This window comes from Kushneria konosiri (genome assembly GCF_002155145.1).
Taxonomy (GTDB): Bacteria; Pseudomonadota; Gammaproteobacteria; order Pseudomonadales; family Halomonadaceae; genus Kushneria; species Kushneria konosiri.
Window position 1 is genome coordinate 2,169,801 of the sequence record NZ_CP021323.1, and the last position, 23,724, is coordinate 2,193,524.

Sequence of the window (23,724 nt, forward strand, 5' to 3'; positions counted from 1 at the left end):
AGGCAGGGCAGGGTGAGCAGATCATGATGCGTCGAGCTGGACGGCCTTGATATAGCGCTCGGCACGCTTTGTGCGGTCCTTGACGCGACCGACCAGCTGTCCGCAGGCCGCATCGATGTCATCGCCGCGGGTGGTGCGCACCGGGGCATTGTGCCCGAGCTCATAAAGCCACGTCTGAAACCGCATGACCTGATTGCGTGACGGCTTTTCATAGCCGGCATGCGGGAAGGGGTTGAACGGAATCAGGTTGATCTTGCAGGGCAGATCCCCGAGCACCTCGGCCAGCTGCTCGGCGTGCTCGCGCTGATCGTTGACGTCCTTGATCAGGGTGTACTCGATGGTGATGTGGCGGGTGCCATCGCTTTTGGACAGATACCGTCGGCAGGCGTCCAGAAGCGTTGCAATGTTGTATTTGCGGTTGAGCGGCACCAGGGTGTTGCGAAGCGCGTCATTGGCGGCATGCAGTGAAATGGCCAGTGCCACATCGATCTCGTCGCCCAGTTTCTCGATCATCGGCACCACGCCCGAAGTCGACAGGGTGACGCGACGCTTGGAGAGCCCGTAGCCGTTGTCATCGAGCATCAGGTGCATGGCGGGCACGACGTTGTCGTAGTTCAAAAGCGGCTCGCCCATGCCCATCATGACCACGTTGGTGACGGCGCGCCGGCCGTCATCATGGCCCATGCGCCCGCCGGCACTGGCCTGAGCCACCCACAACTGGCCGATGATCTCGGCGGCGGTGAGGTTGCGCTGAAAGCCCTGCTTGCCGGTCGAGCAGAAGCTGCAGTCCAGTGAGCAGCCAACCTGGGAAGAGACGCACAGCGTACGGCGACTGCCGTTTTCTGACGGAATCAGAACGGTTTCCACAAAGCTGCCGTCTTCGACCTCCAGCACCCATTTCTGTGTGCCATCGCTGGACTGGCCTTCGTAGACCACTTTGGGTCCACGAATTTCGGCCACGCGTGCAAGCTTGTCACGCAGGGCCTTGGAAATATTGGTCATCTGCGAGAAATCATCGACACCCTCATGATGGATCCACTTCATGACCTGCGCGGCGCGAAATTTTTTCTCGCCCTGGTCGATGAAGAACTGCTCCATCTGGCTGCGTGAAAGACCCAGAAGATTGACGGGTGTCGTCGTGGCAGTCTGTGTCATGGCAGTGAGCTCGCTGGTGTCGTTGGAGAAAGAAGGCCGCCACCTGCCCATAAGGCAGATGACGGCCGGGCGCGGCGGGCAGTATCAGCCGCGCGGGCAGATTTCTTCGTCAGAGAAGAAGTAGGCCACTTCACGCTGGGCAGATTCCGGTGCATCGGAGCCGTGAACGGCGTTGGCGTCGATGGAAGAAGCGAAATCGGCGCGAATGGTGCCGGCCTCGGCCTTCTTCGGGTCGGTGGCGCCCATCAGTTCACGGTTTTTGGCGATGGCATTGTCGCCTTCAAGCACCTGAACAACGACCGGGCCGGAGGTCATGAAGGAGACCAGGTCATTGAAGAAGGGACGCTCGCGGTGCTCGGCGTAAAAGCCCTCGGCCTTTTCCTGTGACAGGCTGACCATCTTGCAGGCCACGACCTGCAGACCGGCCTTCTCGAAACGAGAAATGATGTCGCCTACGGCATTCTTGGCAACGGCGTCCGGCTTGATGATGGAGAGAGTACGTTCCTGGGCCATGTTAAAGGGCTCCTGACAGGGTAATGAATTCAAGGTAAGTCGTGATTCACGATAGCGCAGAGCCGGCAGCCGTGTTGACAGCTGCCGGCTCCGGCAAAAATCGCGCCATTATAGCTGTCGCTGGCGCAACATGCATCCGCATTGGTGCGGGCCTGCTCAGACGCTGAAACTTTCCCCGCAGCCGCACTCGTCGCGAACGTTGGGATTGTTGAAGCGAAAGAATCGATTGAGGCCTTCGCTGACGTAATCCACTTCGGTGCCGTCAAGTACGGACAGGGCGTCACTGTCCACGATGACCCTGACGCCGTGATCCTCGAAGACCTGATCATCGGCTTCGACGCTATCGGCAAAGTCGAGTACGTAGCTGTAGCCCGAGCAGCCGCTTGGCTTGACCGCGACACGCAGTCCTTCGCCACTGCCACGCTCTTCGAGGACGTGGCGAATCTGGTGAGCGGCGGCTTCGGAAATCGAGATCCGGGCCATGATGGTGTCCTCCCCGGTGATGCGCATCAATTGCGCGATAAAAAAAGGATGCTCAGGCGCTCTGGCGCGTACGCAGGCTTTCCAGAGCGTTCGAAATGGATTCAAGCGCCTGGTCAATCTCCTCAGCCTGGCTGAAGCGACCAAGGCTGAAGCGGATAGAAGCCAGCGCCTTTTCACGCGGCACGCCAATGCTGGTCAGTACATGGGAAGGGTCCACACTGGCTGAATTGCAGGCCGAGCCGGTGGATACTGCCAGACCCCGCAGGGCCATGATCATGGCTTCGCCGTCCACGCCCTCAAAACCGACATTGATGATGTTGGGGACCTGTGCACCACCGTCGCCGTTGATCCAGGTACCTTCAAGCCGCTGAAGGCCATCGCGAAAGCGCTGACCGAGCTGCTCAAGATGCGCGTTATCGCTTTCCTGCTCGTCCTGAGCCAGCGAAAATGCCTTGCCCATGCCGGCAATCTGATGGGTGGGCAGGGTGCCGGAGCGCATGCCACGCTCGTGGCCGCCGCCGTGAATCAGCGCTTCGATTCGGGTGCCGCGTCGTACATAAAGTGCACCAATGCCCTTTGGGCCATAAGCCTTGTGAGCCGACAGCGACAGCATGTCGACGGGCAGGGCGCTCATGTCCAGCGCAATTCGACCAGCAGCCTGAGCGGCGTCGACATGAAAGGCAGCACCGTGTGCGGCGGCAATGGCGCCGAGGGCCTGAAGATCGTTGATGCTGCCCAGTTCGTTGTTGACCGCCATCAGGGAGATCAGCACCGTCTCCGGACGCAGCGCGTCCTGCAGGGCTTCGGGCGCAATCGTGCCATTGGCTCGGGGCGCGAGGTAGGTCACCTCAAAGCCCTCCTGCTCAAGGGCAGCGGCGCTGTCGAGCACGGCCTTGTGCTCGATGCTCGAGGTAATCAGGTGTCGGCCGCGGGCACGGTGCGCGCGCATGTAGCCAATGAGGGCCAGGTTGTCGGCTTCTGTCGCTCCTGACGTCCAGACAATCTCGCGCGGGTCGGCGCCAATCAGGTCACTGACCTGGCGTCGACCGGTTTCGACGGCCTGCTCTGCCAGCCAGCCCGACATGTGGCTGCGTGAGGCCGGGTTGGCGAAGGTGCCTTCCAGTGTCAGGTGGCGTGCCATGACCTCGGCAACACGCGGGTCGACCGGGGTCGTGGCCGCGTAGTCAAGGTAAAGAGGCATGGTGCTCATGATGATTTCCTTATCTTCAACGTCATGACCTTCTGCACGACGCACAATGACATTATGACGTATGAGCAATCGGCAGCACGGCAATCTGGCTGGCGCTGTCCTGCTGACGAGCGGCGATGCGCTGAACATCGTGACGATGTATCAGTTCCTCAAGCGTAATACGATCGAGAAAATCGTGGATGACATCAGACAGATCGCTCCAGAGATGATGGGTCAGGCAGGTCGTGCCCTGTTGGCAATCGCCCGTGCCCTGACAGCGTGTCGCATCAATGGATTCGTTGACCGCATCGATCACACTGGCCACGGAAATATCACTGGGCGCTCTGGCCAGCAGATAGCCGCCGCCCGGGCCTCGAACGCTGGTGACCAGTCCCTTGCGACGCAGCCGGGCAAACAGCTGCTCGAGATAGGAAAGCGAGATGTCCTGACGCGCCGATATATCGGCCAGGCTGATGGGCGAGCCGCTACCGTGCAGGGCCAGGTCAAGAATGGCTGTAACGGCGTAGCGGCCCTTGGTCGTCAGACGCATGATCCAGATTCCGCAGCATGACAGTAATTGCTGATTATGATAATCCCGAGAGATTTGGTCAACAATTACGCGTGGCGGTCTGCGCCTTCAGGTGATGTCACGATGATGAGTCGGTGGGTTCCGGTGGCTTGCCGGAACCGTTTTGCAGGCGGTCTACCCGCGTCAGAATGCCACGCAGCATATTGAGTTCCATCACGTCCATGCGGCTTCGCATGTAAAGACGTCGCAGGCGTGCCATCAGTTGCCGAGGGTTATTCGGGTCGTGAAAGCCGATATCAATCAGGGTGCGTTCAAGATGTTCAAAAAAGCGCTCGGTATCGGCGTGGTTGGCCAGCGGATTGTCCCATTCCACGCCAAAGGGGTAGGCCGAGCCGGGCAGGGCATCCGCCGTGTTTGTCTGGGTTGAAAGCCAGGCCTGACGGCACTCATAGGCCAGCACCTGAACGGCGGCGGCCAGATTCAGCGAACTGTAATCGGCCGATGTCGGGATGTGCACATGCGTATGACAGCGCTGAAGCTCTTCGTTGGTCAGGCCCTTGTCTTCACGCCCAAAAACCAGTGCCACCGTATTGCTCTGACCCTGCATCTCGCCGGGCAGTCGGGCGGAGAATTCTCGTGGTGAGCACAGCGGCCAGGGCAGATGACGCGAGCGGGCGCTGGCACCGACCACCCACTGACAGTCCGTCAGTGCCGTTTCGAGCGAGTCGTGCAGGGTGGCTCGATCCAGAATGTCATCGGCACCCGAGGCCCGGGCGATGGCCTCCGGTGTGATTCCCTCGCAGCGCGGGGCTACCAGGGCGAGCTGTTCAAGCCCCATGGTTTTCATGGCGCGCGCGGCGGCGCCGATATTACCGGGATGGCTGGTGCCAATCAGAACAATACGAATGCGCTCTAGCATGAAAATCGCCGTGATACAGAAAACGTGGGCCGTTGGGCATTGGAAGAGGCGAGTCTAGCATGGAGCGGCCAGGGTCTGCCCTGATGGAGTGCTGGCGAGTTGATGGCGTCTCTGCTAGCATCGTCGGCCACTTTTCCGGACAGTCCGCTTTTCAGACAACTCATTTTATCGCGTCGTCCAAGTAACACCACCAGCGGTGGCTTGCTCGGACGGCGTTTGAATCTGTCAGCCACTGACCTGCCTTTCGCTCTTTAACAGCACTCGGTTCGAGGATTGATCATGCATCCAATGGTCCAGTTTGCCCTGCGCGCGCTGCGTGGCGCCCAGGAACAGTTCGTTCGCGTTCGCGACCGACTTGATATTGCCCGTGAAGACAACACGCTCGATACGCTGCTCAGCGATACGGCCCAGCGCGCAGAAACCCTGATTGCCTCACAGTTTGGCAAGGGCTACCCGGAACATGGCATGTCAGGCCGCTATATCGGCTGGAACGAAGGCCGTGGCGAAGGACGTGATTACCACTGGAAGATCGAAATCTTTCACGGCTACGCCAATCTGGCGTCCGGTACCTCGGGCTGTGCGCTGTCGATGGTGTGCCTCTACAAGGGGCGTCCCGAGCACGCCGTCATTATTTCTCCCTTTACCGATGAAGAGTATCTGGTCAGCCGCGGGCGTGGTGCCCACTACAACGGCCGCCGCATGCGCGTACCGGTTCGCACCAGCATTGACGGCAGCCGCATTGCGCTGGGCCTTCCCGAAAACTGGATGCGCGAGCGCTATTTCTCTACCTGGCAGATCCTGACGACCCAGCTGGGTGCGCGCGTCGATATGCTGCGCGCCTCGGGCTGTCCGCTGCTGGACATGCTGTCGCTGTGCGCCGGCCACGTCGATGCGGCCTTCATTCTGGGGCTGGACGAGCAGGACATGCATATCATCAGTCTGGTGCTCAAGGAGTGTGGCGCCCTGTCCGGCACGCCGCAGGGCAGCCCGCAGATCAAGATCGAAGGGGCGCTCATGGCCGCCTCGCCGCGCCTTTTCAAGCAGCTGGTACAGGCCATGGGCAACGCGAACCTGCCGTCCCTGTAATCTCTGCGTTATCGATAATACCGTTGTCCAGCACTGGTCTTTCGGTATCAGAAATCAAAAAGGGCCCGCCTCCATGAGGCGGGCCCTTTTGTTTGTCGAAAACGCCAATCCATCAGGCGCCCTGACGTCTCAGGGCAGTTCGTCTTCGGCAGCGTTTTCGCGTTTGGCCGGGATCAGGTCTTCGCGCTCCAGCTTGACCAGCAGCAGCATGGCGGCCGCGACATAGATGGAGGAGAACGTCCCTAGTACCACACCCACAATCAGGGCCAGCGAGAAGTTGTGGATCATGTCGCCGCCCAGGAAAAACAGCGCCAGCAACACCAGCAGGGTTGTTCCCGAGGTCGACAGCGTTCGCGATAGGGTCTGATTGATGGCGTCGTTGAAGATCCTGACCAGATCATTGGACTGGGAGCGACGGATGTTTTCGCGGATCCGGTCGTAGACGATGATGGTGTCGTTGAGCGAGTAACCGATTACGGCCAGCACCGCGGCCAGTACCGTCAGGTCGAAGTCGAAACCGAACAGGGCAAAAAAGCCCAGCAGGATCACCACATCGTGGCCCAGCGAAATCAGGGCGCCGAGGGCAAACTTGTACTGAAAGCGAAAGGCGACATACAGCGCGACCACACCGAGGGCAATCAGCATGCCCAATCCACTCTGGTCGCGAAGTTGATCGCCGACTTGAGCGCCGACATACTCAGCCCGCACCAGATCGACCTGCTCGCCCTCGGCACGCAGGGCGGTGACGACCTGATCACCGATGCCTTCATCAAAGGTCTGCTGAAGGCGGACCAGCACGTCGGTGTCAGCACCAAAGGTCTGCACCGAATAGTTGCCAAAGCCTGCCTCGCCCAGCTCATCACGAACTTCGTCAAGCGAGGGCGCCTTGGCGTAGCTTACCTCGACCTGGGTGCCGCCGGTGAAGTCGAGGCCCAGGCTCAAGCCCTTGACAGCCAGCGCCCCAAAGGCGATGACCGTCAACAGGATAGAGATGATGTAGGCAGCCTTGCGTTTGCCCATGAAATCAAATTGCGTCATTTGCCGGCCTCCTCAGATCCACAGCTTCTTGAGCGACTTGCCGCCTACGACAAGGTTGGTAAGGGCACGGCTCACCATCACACCGGTGAAGACCGAGGTCAGAATGCCCAGTGACAGCGTGACCGCGAAGCCTTTCACCGGGCCGGTGCCGATCGAGAACAGAATGATCGCCACCAGCAGGGTGGTGATGTTGGCATCCAGAATGGAGGTGAAGGCGCGTTCATAGCCGGCATGAATGGCCTGCTGAATCGAGCGGGTACGCAGTTCCTCGCGTATACGCTCGAAAATAAGCACGTTGGCATCGACTGCCATACCCAGCGTCAGCACGATCCCGGCTATGCCGGGGAGCGTCAGGGTGGCGCCCAGCAGGGACATTGCGGCAATCAAGAGGGTCAGGTTGACGGCCAGTGCCACGTTGGCAATCAGGCCAAAGCCCTTGTAGCGCACCAGCATGAACGCCAGCACCAGAACCAGCCCGACAAGAACCGACATGATGCCGCGATCAATGTTCTGCTGCCCAAGGCTTGGCCCGATGGTGCGTTCCTGGGCGAAGTAGATGGGTGCGGCCAGCGAGCCCGAACGCAGCAGCAGTGACAGTTCGCGCGCCTCGGTCGGAGAGTCGAGCCCTGTGATGCGGAACTGATTGCCCAGCGCACTCTGAATGGTGGCCAGACTGATGATGCCGCGTTCGGTGTAGGGGATGCGCTCCTCGACCTGCTCGCCGTCACGCGTGACGGTGCGTGTGCGAGTCTTGTGTTCGATATAGAGCACGGCCATGTTCCGTCCGATATTGGCCCGCGTGGCGCGGTTCATGCGACTGCCGCCGGGGCCATCGAGATTGATGTTGACTTGGGGACGGCCGCTGTCATCAAACGAGGTGCTGGCGCTGGAGACGCGATCGCCGGTAATGATGACATCGCGTTCCAGTGCTGCCCTGCGGCCGGCATCGTTGCGGAATTCGAACGCCTGCTGCTGGTCGGCACTCGTGCTGTCGGACGCTTCAAGGCGGAACTCGAGGTTGGCCGTGGCCCCCACGATCCGCTTGGCTTCGGCCGTGTCCTGCACGCCCGGCAGCTCCACCACAATGCGATTGGGGCCCTGACGCTGCACGATCGGCTCGGAAACACCCAGCTCGTTGACGCGATTGCGAAGCGTTGTGAGGTTTTGATTGATGGCGTAGTCCTGGATGTCGGTGACGGCCTGATCGGTCAGCGTCATGACAAGCGTCGGGCCTGCATCATCCTCATTGGCGAAGGTAAATTCGTTGTACTGGCGGCTGAGCAGCGCTCTTGCCTGACTGCGGTCCTCTGCATTGGCAAAGGTAAAGCGGATGGTGTTATCGCCGGTGGTGTTGTTGCGATAACGAATGCCTTCGCCGCGCAGGGCTTCGCGCATGGCGCTGGCGTTGACATCCAGACGCTGATCAATGGCCGCATCCATGTCGACTTCCAGCAGGAAGTGCACGCCGCCACGCAGATCAAGCCCCAGATTCATGGGCTTGGCGCCAATGGACTGCAGCCATTGCGGCGTCGAGTCGGCAAGATTGAGCGCCACGGTATAGCCCTGTCCCAGCGCCTTGCTGACCATGTCCCGAGCCGCAGACTGCTGTGAGCCGTTTTCCAGCCGTATCAGACCGGTGCCGTTGGCGGACTCGCGTGATTTGACGGCGATGCCTGCCTGCTCGAGCGTTTGATTGACACGTGCCATCTCGCTTTCGCCAACGCTTGCGCCGCTATTGGCCGCGCTGATCTGGATGGCCGGATCCTTGGGGTACATATTGGGCAGTGCATAGAGAACGCCCACAATAAACACGAGGAGTATCAGCAGATACTTCCAGAGGGGATAACGATTGAGCATCGTGGCCCTGTCCTGATTGGCTGGTGGCTCAAAGAGCGCTTTTGAGGTCGTATCAATGACCACAGGGCCCGACCAATGGTTCAATCACCACTGAGCGAGCCCCGGGCAGAATACGACGTGCTGTGCGTCAACACGCCGCGAGCAGGTGTGACCACACCGATATGCCAGCGGTGGTCGCCTGCCTTCACTGGGTTCAGATCGATTTCAGTGTGCCCTTGGGCAGTACGCTGATAACCGAGCTTTTCTGAACGTTGACTTCAGTACCTTCGGCGATTTCCAGAGTGATGAACTCGTCACCGACCTTGGTCAAACGCCCCATAAGGCCACCGCTGATGGTGACTTCGTCGCCTTTGGAGAGCTCTGCCATCAACTTCTTGTGTGCCTTGGCGCGCTTGGACTGCGGACGCCACAGCAGGAAATAGAAAATCAGGACAAAGCCGACCAGCATGACGATCTGACCGATGGCACCCGCGCCACCGGCACTACCGGAGCCCCCTTCTGCCATGGCTGCCGGAATCAGGTACTCGAGCATGAGGTTTCCTCTAGGAATGATCTTGTTCAGTGGTGCTCTGTTATAAGCCGTTTACGCCTCAAGTGGCGGGACCTCAAGGCCCCGGCGCGCATAGAACGCTGCCACGAAGTCCGCCAATGTACCCGCTTCGATAGCCCCGCGCAAACCACTCATCAGCTGTTGATAATGTCGCAGATTGTGGATGGTATTGAGCTGTGCACCCAGCATTTCACCGCAGCGGTCGAGATGATGCAGGTAGCTGCGTGAAAAGTTCTGACAGGTATAGCAGTCGCAGCCTTCTTCCAGCGGCCGCGTGTCATGGCGATGCACGGCGTTGCGAATACGGATGACGCCGTCAAAGGTGAAGAGGTGGCCATTGCGCGCATTACGAGTGGGCATCACGCAATCAAACATGTCGACACCGCGGCGCACTCCCTCGACCAGGTCTTCCGGCCGGCCCACGCCCATCAGGTAGCGCGGCTTGTCGTCCGGCATCAGCCCGGGCAGGTAATCCAGTACCTTGATCATCTCTTCCTTGGGCTCGCCCACGGAGAGACCGCCAATGGCCAGGCCGTCAAAGCCGATATTTTCAAGACCCTCAAGCGAGCGTTCACGCAGTTCGCGATACATGCCGCCCTGAATGATGCCAAACAGGGCAGAGGGGGAGTCGCCATGGGCGTCCAGTGAACGCTGCGCCCAGCGAAGGGACAGCTCCATCGAGGTTCTGGCTTCATCAAACGTGGCCGGGTAGGGCGTGCACTCATCAAAGATCATGACGATGTCGGAGCCCAGCGAACGCTGAACCGCCATCGACTCTTCAGGGCCCATGAAGACCTTCGCACCATCGACCGGCGAGCGAAAGTGAACGCCCTGTTCGGTGATCTTTCGCATGTCGCCCAGCGAGAAGACCTGAAAGCCGCCGGAGTCGGTCAGAATCGGCTTGTGCCACTGGGCGAAGTCATGCAGGTCGCCATGGGCTTCGATGACCTCGGTACCCGGGCGCAGCCAGAGGTGAAAGGTGTTGCCCAGAATGATCTCGGCCCCGATGGCCTCGACATCCTTTGGCGTCATGCCCTTGACGGTGCCATAGGTGCCTACCGGCATGAAGGCGGGCGTTTCAATGCTGCCACGCGGGAAGGTCAGACGCCCTCGGCGGGCGCGGCCATCGGTTGCCATGCGCTCAAAGCGCATGAAACAGTCCTGTCTCATGAAAAATCCTGTCGGTACTTGAACGTCATTAATACAAGAGCTTGGCTCGACATCTTTTCAGTCGCGCTGCCGGGTGAGATACATGGCATCGCCGTAGCTGAAAAAGGCGTAGCGCTCGTCTACTGCCGCCCGATAGGCCTGCATGACATGGTCATATCCTGCAAAGGAGGCCACCAGCATCAAAAGCGTGGATTCCGGCAGGTGAAAATTGGTGATCAGGGCATCCACGCACTGCCATTGATAACCCGGATAAATAAAAATATCCGTGTCGCCGCTGAAGGCTTCGATTCGATCGCTGCCGCTGTGCTGGCAGGCACTTTCCAGACAGCGCACGCTGGTGGTGCCGACCGCAATCACGCGATTGCCGCGGTCCTGTGCTGCGCGCACCTGCTCGGCGGTCGCCTCGCTGACCTCGATCCATTCGCTGTGCATGTGGTGTTCGAGAATGTTGTCGACCCGGACGGGCTGGAAGGTACCGGCCCCGACATGCAGGGTGACGAAAGCCTTCTCGATGCCTCGCTGTTCCATGGCCTCGAGCAGCGCTTCATCAAAGTGAAGGCCGGCGGTGGGCGCGGCGACGGCGCCGTCGCGGCGGGCATAAACGGTCTGATAGCGTTCGCGGTCGGTGTGCTCGTCTTCGCGTTCGATATAGGGCGGCAGCGGCATGTGGCCATGTGCTTCCAGCAGAGCGACCAGCGGCGTATCGCCTTCAAACTTCAGTTCGAAAAGCGCATCGCGCCGACCTTCTACCACGGCATGAATGTCCCCTTCGAACACGATCCGAGTGCCGATCTTCGGTGCCTTGCTGGCGCGCAAATGGGCCAGACCCCGGTGGGTATCCAGAGGACGTTCCAGCAGCATTTCAACGCGGCCACCACTTTCCTTGTGACCGAAAAGCCGTGCGGGAATGACGCGAGTGTCGTTGAACACCACCAGGTCGCCCGGCGTCAGATGCTCCAGAAGTTTTGGAAAGCGTGTGTGTTCAAGATGGCCGCTGTCACCATCGACGCACAGCAGACGGCAGTCACTGCGCTGGTCGCTGGGATAGCGGGCAATCAGTTCGTTGGGCAGATCAAAGTGAAAGTCGGCGCGCTGCATGGCTTATCAAGGATCGGTGTTGTCAATGGGCGGGCATGATAGCGGATGCCACCGGTCTGCGTCATTGACGTGTTGGCCAGGGTTCGTATAATACGCCTCGCGCAACACTGCCGGTGTGGCGAAATTGGTAGACGCAGCGGATTCAAAATCCGCCGGACTAATCCTCCGTGTCGGTTCGAGTCCGACCACCGGCACCATCTCTATCCGCGGTTTCTTCCAGTCTCATTTCCCCTTTCGTTTCTTTGCTTGCCATCCATCCCGGCAGGGCGTGTATTCTTGTCTGTTGCATCCGTTTTAAACGCTCATGATAGAGGAGATTCCGAGTGTCCCATCAAAGCTGCATGGTTCGGCATTTTCAATATTTTGCGGATCTTTCCGATTCGGAAATCGAGCTTTTGAGCACGCTTGAGAAATCTCCCGAGCAGCTCAAAAGCGGTGATGCCCTGTGGCGTGAAGGCGAGCGTGCCGAAGAGATGGCGGTATTAAGCCAGGGCTGGGCCTGCAGCAGCTATGTGCTGGAAGATGGCAGCAGAATGATTCTGGATATCTTTATGCCCGGAGACGTGGTCGGCCTGCGTGAATATGCCCTCCATGAACACCAGTCGACCGTTGATGCCATCACCGATTGTACGTTTTGTCGCTTTCCCCACAGCCATCTGGATGACGTGTTTGAACAGTCCGGTCGATTGACCAGCACCTTTTTCGCCATTTCAGGCATTCAGCAATCCATGCTGGTGGAGAGAATGGTCAATCTGGGGCGCAGAAATGCTCAGAACAGGCTGGCTCATTTTCTGTGCGAGACGCGCAGCCGTCTTTCCAAAACCAACAGTGGCGCGCTCAACGAGTTCAGGCTGCCGTTATCGCAACAGATGCTGGCGGATCTGATGGGGTTAACGCCGGTACACGTCAGCCGGGTATTTTCTTCTCTACGCGAGCAGTCGCTGGTTTATCGTGATCGTCACCAGATCACCATTCCGGATATCGATCGGCTACAAGCCTTTTCGGATTTCAGGGAAGGCTATTTGCGGATGCAATCACCCCCGGAATCGACTCGCGTCAACTAAATCAGAGGAGATAGTAAAACCAGACTAAATATCCTGTTAAACAATGAATCGGTTTTGGCTGTCTACCAAAAAATCAAGTTGATATGAGCGTGGATGATATCTTTTTTTATTTTCGAAATATGACAGCAAACTATAAATCAAGATTGGTTCGATCAGGAGTTTTCTGTCGGTTTTGTAATGCAAACAATGACAAAAGTGCAACGAATTCTGAAAGCCCCTAGAATGTCGACATTCATGTGGTCGGGATGCAGGTCCCGATCATGCCTTGTCGAGTCTGTACTGGAGTGTTCATGAGCGAGGGCGTACTGCACTTTTTCTTTATTACGACAGGCGCGATACTGACGCTTTTATTTTTCCCGCTGCTGGCCATGGTGCTTTTCAAGCTACTGCGACGCTGGCGCGAGGATAAACGTTCTCGGCATTAAGAAAGCGTCGCAGTATCTGGAAGTGCCTGACATGTCGCAATGGCATGGACAGGCGACGGCGCTTTATCTAACCGTGACAACGCGGCAGGCTGCGTGATGATTAATGGCACGAGAGACACTGCCACCCGTTGCATTCGAGGTTCTGCCCATCCCCTTGTACCCCATCACGATGGCGTCGGCGTCCAGCCGGTGCGCTTCACGCTCGATGACTTCTGCAGGATCTCCCCTGCGAACGAGAATACTGGTATCGATATCCGAGGCGTCAATGGTTTCAAGGGCGGTCTGCACAAGCTCCATGGCGGTCTCGTCCTGAGACTTTTGCGTGTCATTCTCCAGGGCGCCAGTGACCGGGACGTGTAACAGGTAAAGTCTGGCATGGCTGGCGCGCGCCAGATGCGCGGCGATATCCAGAGCCTTGTTGGCATTCCCGGAGCCATCCAGCGGTACGAGAATTGTGTGATACATCAATGAGCCTCCTTTTGTCCGTGTTCTATCGATGTTGTTGCATCCTTCATGAGTATAAAACCGAAGGCGCAGCTGTCATGGTTCTGCTGTCATGTCGTCCATTGACTGAAAAGTGAAAGGGCCTGAATGAGCAGAGCAGATACTAAAACGCCCGCACCAGAAGGGGCGGGCGTACCGGAAACTTCGTTGATCAGAATCGACGGCCCAGCAAAAGACCGGCGACCAGTCCAATAGCCGCACCTGCGCCAATGTAGCTCCATGCATTTTCATGGACATGGCGGTCCAGGTCACGGGCGCCTTCTTCGGTCAGTTCCCAGGCGCGATGACTTTCATCTTCTACCCGATCGCGGGCCTGATGCCAGCGCTGACCAAGATGGTCACCGGCACCCTTGAGGCGACTGCGTACCTTTTGACCCGTTGAATCAAGCTCGTCCTCGTATCTCGCCAATGCGCGTGCCCCACGCTTGTTCAGCTCCTTTTCATAGTCCTTGAGTCGACGAGTCGCTCGGCTATCACTGGATGAAAAAATGCCCATCGGATGTCCTCCATTGACGTGGTAAGGGTTGTTTCAGATCAATACCGTGCGGAGTGCTGGTCGGTACAGATGGCTGAAAACGTGGGTGTCTTTCTGATTTATGCAGAGACAAAAGGTGTTTGTCATGATCTGCACGACTTGATTGGACACTGTAGTCAAGCGTAGTTCAGATCATATCGATTGACCTGATCTTCGTGGTGATGGTCATGGACGGTCATGCTGTGTGACGAGGTTGTACAAGAAAGCGATTTTTCCCTGGCCGGAATTGATTTTTGAAAATAAAAAAACCGTTTATTCCCGAGAAATGTAGACAGCAGTTCTACCGGTGTTACTATCTTTGCGCTGCAAGGATGCAGCCAGAAGGCAGGAAGCTTTCATGTCGTCAGAGTGCAGGATCTTTCAGGAAGAAAGAGTGGTTAACGACGCCATGGATGGTGTCTGATGTCATAACGAGTAGTACCCGCCAGCGATACCCTGTTGTTATGCCTCCTTTTATTGTGATGTCGTCCTCATGTAACGGTTTCTGGCTGGCTTCGTTGATCGAGGCCTTTTTTACGTCCGTGCTTCGGACAACACAGGAACAGGGCTTCGAATACACCATGCTCAGGCGTAGGATGGTCCGTTTTATTCTCGGGGAGCGCTGTCATGGGATCATCGCGAGCACGTGTCCAGATTGTGGATGCCCTGAATCTGCCCGTGGGAAGTGCACGTCGATGCGATGTACGTCGGCTGAAGATATGGCATCGAGCCGTCTATATTTTTGTGCTGGATCCGCATGATCGTCTGTGCGTACAGCGCCGCACGCTCTGGAAGGATATTTTCCCGGGATACCGCGATCTTTGTGCCGGCGGTGTGGTTGATGCCGGTGAATCCATGGCAGGTGCTGCCCGCCGGGAGCTTCATGAAGAACTGGGATTGTCACTGACATTGAACGAGTGTCTGAAGCTTCATTTTGAAGCAGGCATGAATGCGTTTGGCAGCGTCTTTACCGCGCGCTATCACGATCAGCCCATGACGCTTCAATCCAGTGAAGTAGAAGCCGTCGAATGGATGACCCTTGATGAGGCGCTGGCAGTACAGGATGCGACGCCCGATTCACGGCAGGCGCTGAAGGCTCTGGTTGATCAGGGCTTCTTGTCATGAATGACGGATGTGAGCGCCCGCCTGCAGGCAGGCGCCCTGACTTTCAGGTGTCGTGGGTTTCCCTGACCCAGCCGTTGCGATAATCCAGTGCCGGAACATCATCATTTGACAGCCAGATCGGGCCATCCAGATCGACAATGTCGGCGTGTGCGGCCACCGGCAGTGCTGCCCGCATGGCCATGGAAGTGCCCAGCATGCAGCCCACCATGATGCGCATGTCATGTTTACGGGCCTCTTCCACCATCGCCAGCGCTTCTGTCAGCCCGCCGCTTTTATCAAGCTTGATGTTGATCATTTCATAGCGATCGCTCAGAAGGGCAATATCTTCCCGGGTATGGCAGCTTTCATCGGCGCACAGTGCTACCGGGTGAGCGAAGTCTGCCAGCACGCTGTCTTCTCCGGCGGGGAGGGGTTGTTCGATCATCTCGACATCGAGTTCTGCCAGCGCCTGACACCAGCTTTCCACGTTCTCCGGTGACCACGCCTCATTGGCATCAATGATGAGACGTACATCGGGAGCGGCTTCCCTTACCGCGCGTACCCGTTCGACAACCTGCTCATCGTTGAGCTTGATCTTCAAAAGCCGTGCGCCCTGTGCCAGCTCCCGACGAGCCGCCTCGGCCATCTCCTCCGGCGTGGCGATGGAAATGGTATGAGCCGTGACGATTTCATGTCCGATCGGAGGGCCCAGTCGTGCTGTTGGCGTTGTGCCCTCGAGGGCGCATTCCAGCGACCACAGGGCGCAGTCGAGTGCGTTGCGCGCAGGGCCTGCCGGCAGGCGCTTGAGCAATGCCTTGCGATCGATACCCTGTTCAATGGCCAGCGACACTTCGTCGATCTCTTCCATGACCGACTCTGCGCTGTGCCCATAGCGCGGGGTGGGTTTGCTTTCGCCCGTTCCCACAACGCCGTCCTGGTGAATCTCGACGCGGATAATTTCAATCGATGTACTGGCGCCGCGCGCGATCACGAAGGGGCGATCCAGCGGCCAGGTCTGGGTATAGCGCTTGAGCGTACGCATTACGCAGCTCCTTTCGTAAAGGTGGCGACCAGCGGTTCGATACCAAAGCGTATGGGGTCGGTTGCCGGTACCCCAAACTGCTGGCTCAGCGCTTCCAGCTCACGTCTCGCCGTCGCCTCATCCACCTGAGACGTATTAACGGAAAAACCGGCGAGCTGCACATCGGGGTTGGTAATGCGAGCAGCGCTCAGGCTGGCCTCGACACAGGCAGCCATGTCAGGCATCGGCCGGTTGGGCAGGTGGCGCATATGAGGCCGGCCCAGTTCATGACACATCACGATGTAGTCGGGCTGGGCACCATGTAGCAGGCCAAGGCTGACGCCTGCATAGGCAGGATGAAACAGCGAGCCCTGACCTTCGATGATGTCCCATTGGTCATCAGCGGCTGCCGGGCTCAACCACTCCACGGCACCGGAGATAAAGTCGGCGATGACGGCATCGATGGCGACGCCTTCACCGGCCACCAGTACCCCGCACTGCCCGGTGGCGCGAAAGCGTGCATTGAAACCGGCCTCTTCAAGGCCGCGCTGCAGTGCCAGTGAGCTGAACATCTTGCCCAGCGAACAGTCGGTGCCGACAGTCAGTATTCGCTTGCCCTGGCGAGGCTCGCCGTTGCCTACCTCCAGTGGCGGGTGGCTATGACGAATGTCATGAAGCGTGACGCCATGTTTACGTGCCAGTTCGGCCACGCCTTCGATGGCATCAAGGCGCTGATGCATGCCACTGGCCACATCCATACCGTTCTCGATGGCCTGACAGATGACATCGCGCCAGTGTGACGGAAGCTTGCCGCCCGAGTTGGCAACACCAATCACCAGCGTACGTGCGCCGCGGGCGCAGGCTTCTTCGATGCTGAGATCCTCGATGCCGACGCTGACCGTCTTCTCGGTCATGCGCAGCTGACCAACGGCTTTTTCCGGGCGCCAGATAACCACGGCACGCGCCATCTTCGCCGAGACGCTGTCTTCAATGTCTCCCAGAAACAAAAGGTAGGGCGAAACAATTTCTGCAGGTCGATAGGGCTGGCTCGTCATCACTGGCTCCGTGTGAGTGGGAAAGGGAGTCAGTGTCGACGAAAAAGGTCATAGCTTCGAATGCTGATTTGTCGATTCGGTATAACTTCAGCGTATACCTTGTCTCTAATCTGTCTGCCAGCGTTTTGAATGCGTTGCCAGCTGATCAATCAGCAACGTTCTCAACTGATGCGCCGCGTGGGGCCAGGGCACATGGCGCGCCCTTAGCAGGGCTACATTCATGTTCAGCTCGGGCGCCAGCGGCAATACCTGCAAACGGTCGCGGTAGCGCTCGGCAGTAAAGGGATCAACGATTCCCGTCCCGCCACCGGCGATGACCAGTTCGGCAATCACGCTGTAGGTCTTGACCCGAAGACGTGCCGCTGGAGACAGCCCCCGGGCCTTTAGTGCCTGACCCAGCAGGGTGCCCAGCGGGTCCTCTTCCGGCATCAGAATCAAACCGTGGTCGTTGAGCCATTCAAGCGTCGCCTGCATCGGGGCATCCATATCCGGCGGCAGCAGGGCTTTCATGGGTGCGCGCATCAGGTGCTCGCACTCGATCCCTTCAGGGGCCGGCTGTTCAAACGCCAGCGCCATGTCCAGCCGGTGGGCCAGCAGTTCATCGCACAGGGTGGAGAAATGCGAGGTGACCAGTTCGATCTCCAGCGCTGGTAGCCGGCGTTGAAGGGCAATAAGTGCCCCCGGTATGACCAGGTGTCCGGGCGCATGGGATGCGCCCAGACGCAGATGCTGATCCACGCCATGAGAGAGCTGGCGGCCCAGTTGATCCACCACGTCCAGCTGTTTGACCGCCGCCTCGATGGCCGGCCACAGCCGCAGCGCTTCCGGCGTGGGGGTCAGCCCACGCGGATGACGCTCGAACAGACGAACGCCCAGCGTGGTTTCGGCGTGAGCCAGCGTACGCGTGACGTTGGGCTGGGAAACATTAAGTCTTCGAGCGGCTGCACTGACACTGCCGCAACTGATCAGGGCATGGAAGACTTCGATATGACGCAGTTTCATGTTGAGGCCACATTGGCGAGGGGTTCATCCATGATGCCGACTGTCAGTGCCACATGCATTACCGGCTTGAGAGGCATGGGTATACCGATGAGACAGCGCATTCAAAATGCGGTGGCGTGTTTCAGAGAGCCTGACGGTATTTTTCATGGGCGCTGATGATTGAAGCAGGGCCTGCACCAGAACGTGCTCATGACAGACCGCTCTGGTGACAAGAAGGCCTGGACGATAGACTCTGGTCAGCGTTTTGAAAGCACTGGCCTTTTGTACCAGGTTATGAAAGCTTGTGCGCCGCAAAGGGGTTTTCGGGCCCGACGGTACCTATCTGATATGACCATGGAGAATACACGTGGCTTTAACGAGGCTGTTTTATTGGCTTCGGCTACCTCTGATGGTGCTCTTGTTGAGCACGATGTCGGTAGCCGCAATGGCAAGCCCCCAGGCAGAAGGGGCATCTTCTCAATCTTCCGAGCAACCCTCCTATGCGGCGCTGGCGGATCTGCTGGAAAATGAGCAAACGCGTAATGAAATGATCTCGCAGCTGCGCAGCCTTGCGCAGGGTGAGGCGCCTTCAGCCGAGAAGAGCAGCGATGCTGCCGCCGAAGCCGGCGTGCCGGCCGAACAGCAGTCACTGGGCGGACGTATTGCGAACATGACCCAGGGCTTTGCCCAGGGGGTTGCCGAGGATGTCACCAATGCCATCGCGGCTTTCCGTAGTGCCGGAGATGGCGAAGGCGCCGGGCTGCCCTGGGCGCTCTGGGGCACTATCCTGCTGGCCTTCGGTATTGCCGTAGCCTCAACGGTTGTCGCCTTTTATGTCTTTCGAGCTCTGGTGGCTCGCATCTATCAGCGTATCAATGCGTGGGTTGCACGTCGGCCTGCTCCTGCTTCAGCACCACCGATCGAGGCAGGAGATGAGGAAGCTCAGCAGACGCTGGACGAGAAGGAACAAAAGCAGGCCGCTGGAGCACTGCTCAAGCGCTGGAGTGCCGTACTCGGCGCGCTTTTAATCGATGTTGTCGTGATTTTGCTGGCCGGCGCCGTGGGCTACGTGATCAGTCTGTTCTTTGCCGGTGAAGCGGGCGAGATTGGCCGTGCCGAATCCCTGTTCATCAATGCCTTTGTCATCGTTGAGATCGTCAAGGCGCTGATCAGAATGGTGTTTTCGACCCGCTATGATTCTCTGCGCCTTTTTGCCATGTCGAGCGAGACGGCGTCGTACTGGAATCGCTGGCTGGCGCGTCTGGTAGGCATTACCGGTTATGGTTTGATGGTGGCGGTACCGATGGTCAATGCCATGCTGTCACCGGCGGTGGGGCAGATCCTGAGTTTGCTGATCATGATTGGGGTCTACATCTACGCGGTGCGCGTCATTCTGAAAAACCGCAAGACACTGCGTGATAACCTCAATGGTCGTGCCGACGAGAGCAACTTTGCCTTCTTCAGCACCCTGCTGCGTATTCTGGGTCGGGTCTGGCATCTGTTCGCGCTGGCCTACTTCACCGTGCTGCTGGTGGTCAGCCAATTGCAGCCAGCAGAAGCACTGCCGTTCATGGCGCACGCGACCGTGCAGACCCTGTTGGCCGTCGGGGTCGGTATCCTGATTTCGTCGCTTCTGACCATCGCTCTGTCACGTCGTATCCATCTCTCCGAGGGGCTTCGTGAGCGTCTGCCGCAGCTGGAAGCGCGGATCAACTCCTACGTGCCCAAGGCCCTGCGTGGTCTTCGCATTCTGCTGGGCATCTTCGTGGTCCTGACGGTGCTGGATGCGTGGAAGGCCTTTGATCTGCCGGGCTGGCTGACCTCGGACAGTGGCGCCGAGACCATCGGCATGATCGTGCATGTCGCGATTATCCTGCTGATTGCCACGCTGATCTGGACGGTCGTTGCAAGCTTTATCGAGCATCGCCTGAGTGCTGCTTCGGCGCCAAGCGCTCGCGAGCAGACCCTGCTGTCGCTGTTTCGTAATGCGATCCTGATTCTGATCGTGACCATGACCCTTTTGATCGTGCTGTCCCAGATCGGTATCAACATCGGGCCACTGATTGCCGGTGCCGGTGTCGTGGGTCTGGCGATCGGTTTCGGTGCCCAGAAACTGGTGCAGGACATCATTACCGGTGTGTTCATTCAGCTGGAAAATGCCATGAATACCGGGGATGTCGTGGGCGTGGCCGGTCTGACCGGGACGGCCGAGAAGATCACCATTCGCTCGGTAGGGCTGCGGTCACTTGATGGCACCTTCCACGTGATTCCGTTTTCCTCGGTGGATACGGTCTCCAACTACATGCGTGACTTTGCCTATCACGTGGGTGAATACGGCATCGCTTATCGCGAAAATGTGGATGACGCTATCCATCATCTGCACAAGGCCTTTGATGAGCTGCGGGAAAATCCGGAGCAGGCGGTCAACATCATTGATGACATGGCCGTACCGGGCGTGGTGTCGCTGGGCGACAGCGCGGTCAATATCCGCATCATGATCAAGACCAAGCCCGGCACACAGTGGGGGGTTGGACGTGCGTTCAATCGCCTGGTCAAGAAGCATTTCGATGCGGCCGGTATCGAGATTCCGTACCCACATACCACGCTCTATTTCGGTCAGGACAAGAATGGCGGCGCACCGCCGGCCAACGTTCACGTCCTCGACGAATACGTGGTGGAAGAAGGGCAGGCCGGCGCGGCAGGTCAGACGCCATCACAAAAGAGTGCCAAAACCGTTTCCAGAGGGGAGGCCGAGCGCAGTCGCCTGAAGGAAAACGAAAAGCTGCCGGATGAGGATAATGACGAGGGCGAGGGAGATAACGACGTCGATCGTTAAACCGGCGTGATCGTCAGCAACGACAGGGGCATCCAATGGATGCCCCTTTTTTTGCGCATGTCATGACGATGGTTTAATCGCCGGAAGCGGCGTCCTGCTCGGCGGCCATTCTGCGCCGGGTCAGCACGACATCCATGAGCATGTTGTAACGGTGGCGCGTCATCATGGTGGTCAGGCCGGAAAAAAGCAGCCAGAACCCGCGGCGCCAGCGAGTCAGCTTCCAGACATGGAAGGTCAATTGACGAAGCAGTCGATCTTCATCGAAGGCGCGCCACTCTCCGGCCAGTGACACCTGGTGGCGAACCAGCACCGGTGACATCTCGACACGATAGATGCGCTCGAGCTCGTCCGTGGTGAAATCATATCGCTCGATGACATCGGCCATACGGGCATAGTCGCGCTCACCCGGTTCTCGATCCAGCCACAGCGGTGCCAGCGCCATCCAGAGGTCACGACGATGATCGAGCAGACGCTGTGGGTCATTCATGTTGTCATGTGAAGATGACACCGTTTTCACCCTGCAGTATTGAGGTGGTTAAGAAACATTGGTTCCGGCGTGTGCGGACACCTGCGCCCGTACCCGGTAAAATACGCGTCAGGTCGTCATGACTCAATTTTGAGTATTACGGGACACTCGGTGGCCCGGCCAGCATTGATGCAGCATGACGGGAGGGCATTTCATTCATTGAGATGCCGTTCGTTTATCTTTCAGGCAAGTAGAGGTGAGTGTGGTTATCCATCCCAAGGTTCGCGGTTTTATCTGTACGACAACCCATCCGGTCGGCTGCGAGCAGAACGTGCGCGAGCAGATCGAGATCACTCGCTCGCGCGGCACCATCGAAGGCGGTCCGAAAAAGGTTCTGGTCATCGGTGCCTCTACCGGTTATGGCCTGTCGGCACGTATCACTGCCGCCTTCGGATGTGGTGCCGATACGCTGGGCGTTTTCTTTGAAAAGCCGGGTACCGAAACCCGCCCGGGATCGGCAGGCTGGTATAACTCGGCAGCCTTTGATCGGCTGGCCAGTGCTGAAGGGCTCTATAGCCGTTCGATCAACGGTGATGCCTTCGCCCATGAAACGCGCGATCAGGCCATCGAGATGATCAAAGGCGAGATGGGTGGTCAGATCGATCTGGTGGTCTATTCGCTGGCATCACCGGTGCGCAAGCTTCCCGACAGCGGTGAAGTCGTCAAGTCAGCCCTCAAGCCGATCGGTGAGACCTATCGAGCCACGGCGCTGGATACCAACAAGGATCAAATCATCGAGGCCTCGGTCGAGCCGGCGTCACAGGAAGAGATCGACAATACCATTCGCGTCATGGGTGGTGAGGACTGGGAGCTCTGGATCGACGCGCTTGATCAGGCCGGCGTGCTGGCCGAAGGCGCCAGCACGGTGGCCTTCAGCTATATCGGCACCGAAATCACCTGGCCGATCTACTGGCACGGCTCGCTGGGCAAGGCCAAGGAAGATCTCGATCGTGCGGCGCAGGCGCTCGACACCCGCTTGAGCGAAAAGGGCGGCCATGCCAACGTTGCCGTGCTCAAGTCCGTGGTCACCCAAGCTAGTGCCGCCATTCCGGTCATGCCGCTCTACATCTCCATGGTCTATCGCATCATGAAAGAGAAGAATCTGCATGAAGGCACGATCGATCAGCTCAACCGACTGTTCCATGAGCACCTGACTGCCGGCCAGCGCCCGGCTCTGGATGACGCCGGCCGCATGCGTCTGGATGATCGCGAACTGCGTGATGACGTGCAGGATGAGTGCAAGGCGCTGTGGCCGAAGGTTACCAGCGATAACGTTTTTGAGATGACCGACTACGCTGGCTACAAGCACGAGTTTCTCAAGCTGTTCGGTTTTGACCGTGATGACGTCGACTACGATGCCGACGTCAATCCGAAGGTCGATTTCGACGTGGTTCAACTCTGAGGCCTGCCATGGCGCTATCGAGACTCTCACGCCCAACGACATGGGCGCCTGTAGCGGTGCTGCTGGCGACCCTGACACTTTCAGGTTGCCAGAGTGCCTACTACGACGTCATGGAGCAGGCCGGCGTACACAAGCGAGATATCCTCTCGGACCGTGTCATCGCCGCCCGTGATGCGCAGCAGGATGCCGATGAGCAGTTCTCTTCCGCGCTGGAGCGCTATCAGAGCGTGGTCAAGGTACCTGAGAGCAAACTGTCCCGGACCTACGGTGAACTCGAGTCCGACTACGAGCGCAGCCAGGCGGCTGCCGAGCGTGTCAGTCAACGCATCGATGCCATCGAGAGCGTGGCACAGGCGCTTTTCAAGGAGTGGGAAGGCGAGCTGGACCAGTATCAGAACCAGGCGTATCGACGTCAGAGCGAGCGTGAGCTGGAGCAGACACGTCAGCGCTACGGCGAGATGCTTGATGCCATGCATCGCGCTGAAGACACGATGCCGCCGGTCCTGACGGCCATGCACGACAATGTGTTGTTTCTCAAGCATAACCTTAATGCGCGCGCTATCGGTGCGTTAAAGGGGGAGGTCAATCAGCTGGAAATGCAGATCGCCACCCTGAGGCGTGAGATGCAGGCCTCGATCGAACGCTCCAATCGCTTTATTGATGGCATGACGCCCATGGACTGATGTCTCCTGGCGTTTCGCTCGT

General features: G+C 58.4%; 24 protein-coding genes and 1 tRNA gene. 8 read left to right on the forward strand and 17 right to left on the reverse strand.

What is annotated here, in order from left to right; all coding sequences use genetic code 11:
• Positions 1–21: 21 nt before the first annotated feature.
• The 6 genes from rlmN to B9G99_RS10020 all read right to left on the reverse strand — a co-directional run bounded on the left by rlmN (position 22) and on the right by B9G99_RS10020 (position 4,788).
• Positions 22–1,155, reverse strand: a complete 1,134-nt coding sequence (gene rlmN, locus B9G99_RS09995) for a dual-specificity RNA methyltransferase RlmN (protein ID WP_174678764.1) — start codon at positions 1,153–1,155, stop codon at positions 22–24.
• Between the two features lie 84 nt (positions 1,156–1,239).
• Complete coding sequence (gene ndk / locus B9G99_RS10000; protein WP_086622052.1) at positions 1,240–1,668, reverse strand: nucleoside-diphosphate kinase; 429 nt, start codon at positions 1,666–1,668, stop codon at positions 1,240–1,242.
• Between the two features lie 156 nt (positions 1,669–1,824).
• Positions 1,825–2,151, reverse strand: a complete 327-nt coding sequence (locus B9G99_RS10005) for a HesB/IscA family protein (RefSeq protein ID WP_086623416.1) — start codon at positions 2,149–2,151, stop codon at positions 1,825–1,827.
• Between the two features lie 52 nt (positions 2,152–2,203).
• The gene (locus B9G99_RS10010; RefSeq protein ID WP_086623417.1) at positions 2,204–3,361 is read right to left on the reverse strand and encodes an aminotransferase class V-fold PLP-dependent enzyme; all 1,158 of its coding nucleotides are present in this window, start codon (positions 3,359–3,361) and stop codon (positions 2,204–2,206) included.
• A 52-nt stretch (positions 3,362–3,413) separates the two neighbouring features.
• Entirely contained in the window at positions 3,414–3,890 is a 477-nt protein-coding gene (gene iscR, locus B9G99_RS10015) for a Fe-S cluster assembly transcriptional regulator IscR (protein ID WP_086622053.1), read from the reverse strand.
• Between the two features lie 97 nt (positions 3,891–3,987).
• Positions 3,988–4,788: an RNA methyltransferase gene (locus tag B9G99_RS10020; protein WP_086622054.1), complete on the reverse strand. Its 801-nt coding sequence runs from the start codon at positions 4,786–4,788 to the stop codon at positions 3,988–3,990.
• Between the two features lie 279 nt (positions 4,789–5,067).
• On the opposite strand from B9G99_RS10020, the gene B9G99_RS10025 reads away from it, so the two are divergent.
• Positions 5,068–5,874, forward strand: coding sequence for an inositol monophosphatase family protein (locus B9G99_RS10025; protein WP_086622055.1), 807 nt, complete (start codon positions 5,068–5,070; stop codon positions 5,872–5,874).
• Between the two features lie 129 nt (positions 5,875–6,003).
• Here B9G99_RS10025 and secF read toward each other — a convergent pair whose 3' ends face one another.
• The 5 genes from secF to queA all read right to left on the reverse strand — a co-directional run bounded on the left by secF (position 6,004) and on the right by queA (position 11,587).
• Positions 6,004–6,912, reverse strand: a complete 909-nt coding sequence (secF, locus tag B9G99_RS10030) for a protein translocase subunit SecF (RefSeq protein WP_086622056.1) — start codon at positions 6,910–6,912, stop codon at positions 6,004–6,006.
• Between the two features lie 12 nt (positions 6,913–6,924).
• On the reverse strand, positions 6,925–8,769 hold the full coding sequence (gene secD / locus B9G99_RS10035; RefSeq protein WP_086622057.1) for a protein translocase subunit SecD: 1,845 nt from the start codon (positions 8,767–8,769) through the stop codon (positions 6,925–6,927).
• 193 nt (positions 8,770–8,962) lie between these two features.
• A complete protein-coding gene (gene yajC / locus B9G99_RS10040) occupies positions 8,963–9,301 on the reverse strand; it encodes a preprotein translocase subunit YajC (RefSeq protein WP_086622058.1) in 339 nt (112 codons plus the stop codon).
• A gap of 51 nt (positions 9,302–9,352) precedes the next feature.
• Positions 9,353–10,471 carry a tRNA guanosine(34) transglycosylase Tgt gene (gene tgt, locus B9G99_RS10045; protein WP_472382593.1) on the reverse strand — a complete coding sequence of 373 codons (1,119 nt, stop codon included), beginning with the start codon at positions 10,469–10,471 and terminating at the stop codon, positions 9,353–9,355.
• Between the two features lie 75 nt (positions 10,472–10,546).
• Positions 10,547–11,587 (reverse strand): tRNA preQ1(34) S-adenosylmethionine ribosyltransferase-isomerase QueA, encoded by a 1,041-nt coding sequence (gene queA, locus B9G99_RS10050; RefSeq protein WP_086622060.1) that lies wholly within the window; start codon positions 11,585–11,587, stop codon positions 10,547–10,549.
• A gap of 109 nt (positions 11,588–11,696) precedes the next feature.
• Here queA and B9G99_RS10055 point away from each other — a divergent pair.
• From B9G99_RS10055 to B9G99_RS17185, 3 genes are all read left to right on the forward strand, one after another.
• Positions 11,697–11,784 (forward strand) — tRNA-Leu (locus B9G99_RS10055).
• A 126-nt stretch (positions 11,785–11,910) separates the two neighbouring features.
• On the forward strand, positions 11,911–12,651 hold the full coding sequence (locus tag B9G99_RS10060; protein WP_227875778.1) for a Crp/Fnr family transcriptional regulator: 741 nt from the start codon (positions 11,911–11,913) through the stop codon (positions 12,649–12,651).
• A gap of 290 nt (positions 12,652–12,941) precedes the next feature.
• Entirely contained in the window at positions 12,942–13,076 is a 135-nt protein-coding gene (locus tag B9G99_RS17185) for a hypothetical protein (protein ID WP_257789345.1), read from the forward strand.
• Between the two features lie 63 nt (positions 13,077–13,139).
• Here B9G99_RS17185 and B9G99_RS10065 read toward each other — a convergent pair whose 3' ends face one another.
• Positions 13,140–13,541, reverse strand: coding sequence for a universal stress protein (locus tag B9G99_RS10065; RefSeq protein WP_086622062.1), 402 nt, complete (start codon positions 13,539–13,541; stop codon positions 13,140–13,142).
• Positions 13,542–13,731: 190 nt separating this feature from the next.
• Positions 13,732–14,076 (reverse strand): ElaB/YgaM/YqjD family protein, encoded by a 345-nt coding sequence (locus B9G99_RS10070; protein WP_086622063.1) that lies wholly within the window; start codon positions 14,074–14,076, stop codon positions 13,732–13,734.
• 645 nt (positions 14,077–14,721) lie between these two features.
• Between B9G99_RS10070 and B9G99_RS10075 the strand changes: the two genes are divergently transcribed.
• Positions 14,722–15,219, forward strand: coding sequence for an NUDIX hydrolase (locus B9G99_RS10075; protein ID WP_086622064.1), 498 nt, complete (start codon positions 14,722–14,724; stop codon positions 15,217–15,219).
• Positions 15,220–15,262: 43 nt separating this feature from the next.
• Here B9G99_RS10075 and dgcA read toward each other — a convergent pair whose 3' ends face one another.
• From dgcA to B9G99_RS10090, 3 genes are all read right to left on the reverse strand, one after another.
• Positions 15,263–16,240: an N-acetyl-D-Glu racemase DgcA gene (gene dgcA, locus B9G99_RS10080; protein WP_086622065.1), complete on the reverse strand. Its 978-nt coding sequence runs from the start codon at positions 16,238–16,240 to the stop codon at positions 15,263–15,265.
• Positions 16,240–17,274, reverse strand: coding sequence for an N-acetyltransferase DgcN (dgcN, locus tag B9G99_RS10085; protein WP_086622066.1), 1,035 nt, complete (start codon positions 17,272–17,274; stop codon positions 16,240–16,242). The genes dgcA and dgcN overlap by 1 nt, the downstream gene beginning before the upstream one ends.
• A gap of 105 nt (positions 17,275–17,379) precedes the next feature.
• Complete coding sequence (locus tag B9G99_RS10090) at positions 17,380–18,276, reverse strand: LysR family transcriptional regulator (protein ID WP_086622067.1); 897 nt, start codon at positions 18,274–18,276, stop codon at positions 17,380–17,382.
• A 346-nt stretch (positions 18,277–18,622) separates the two neighbouring features.
• Between B9G99_RS10090 and B9G99_RS10095 the strand changes: the two genes are divergently transcribed.
• Entirely contained in the window at positions 18,623–21,091 is a 2,469-nt protein-coding gene (locus B9G99_RS10095; RefSeq protein ID WP_227875779.1) for a mechanosensitive ion channel domain-containing protein, read from the forward strand.
• A gap of 73 nt (positions 21,092–21,164) precedes the next feature.
• On the opposite strand, the gene B9G99_RS10100 is transcribed toward B9G99_RS10095, so the two are convergent.
• Entirely contained in the window at positions 21,165–21,578 is a 414-nt protein-coding gene (locus B9G99_RS10100; protein WP_086622069.1) for a DUF7079 family protein, read from the reverse strand.
• A gap of 241 nt (positions 21,579–21,819) precedes the next feature.
• Here B9G99_RS10100 and fabV point away from each other — a divergent pair, with 241 nt between their 5' ends.
• Both fabV and B9G99_RS10110 read left to right on the forward strand, forming a co-directional pair.
• The gene (fabV, locus tag B9G99_RS10105; RefSeq protein ID WP_086623418.1) at positions 21,820–23,019 is read left to right on the forward strand and encodes an enoyl-ACP reductase FabV; all 1,200 of its coding nucleotides are present in this window, start codon (positions 21,820–21,822) and stop codon (positions 23,017–23,019) included.
• Between the two features lie 8 nt (positions 23,020–23,027).
• Positions 23,028–23,702: a DUF2959 domain-containing protein gene (locus tag B9G99_RS10110; protein ID WP_086622070.1), complete on the forward strand. Its 675-nt coding sequence runs from the start codon at positions 23,028–23,030 to the stop codon at positions 23,700–23,702.
• Positions 23,703–23,724 lie beyond the last annotated feature (22 nt).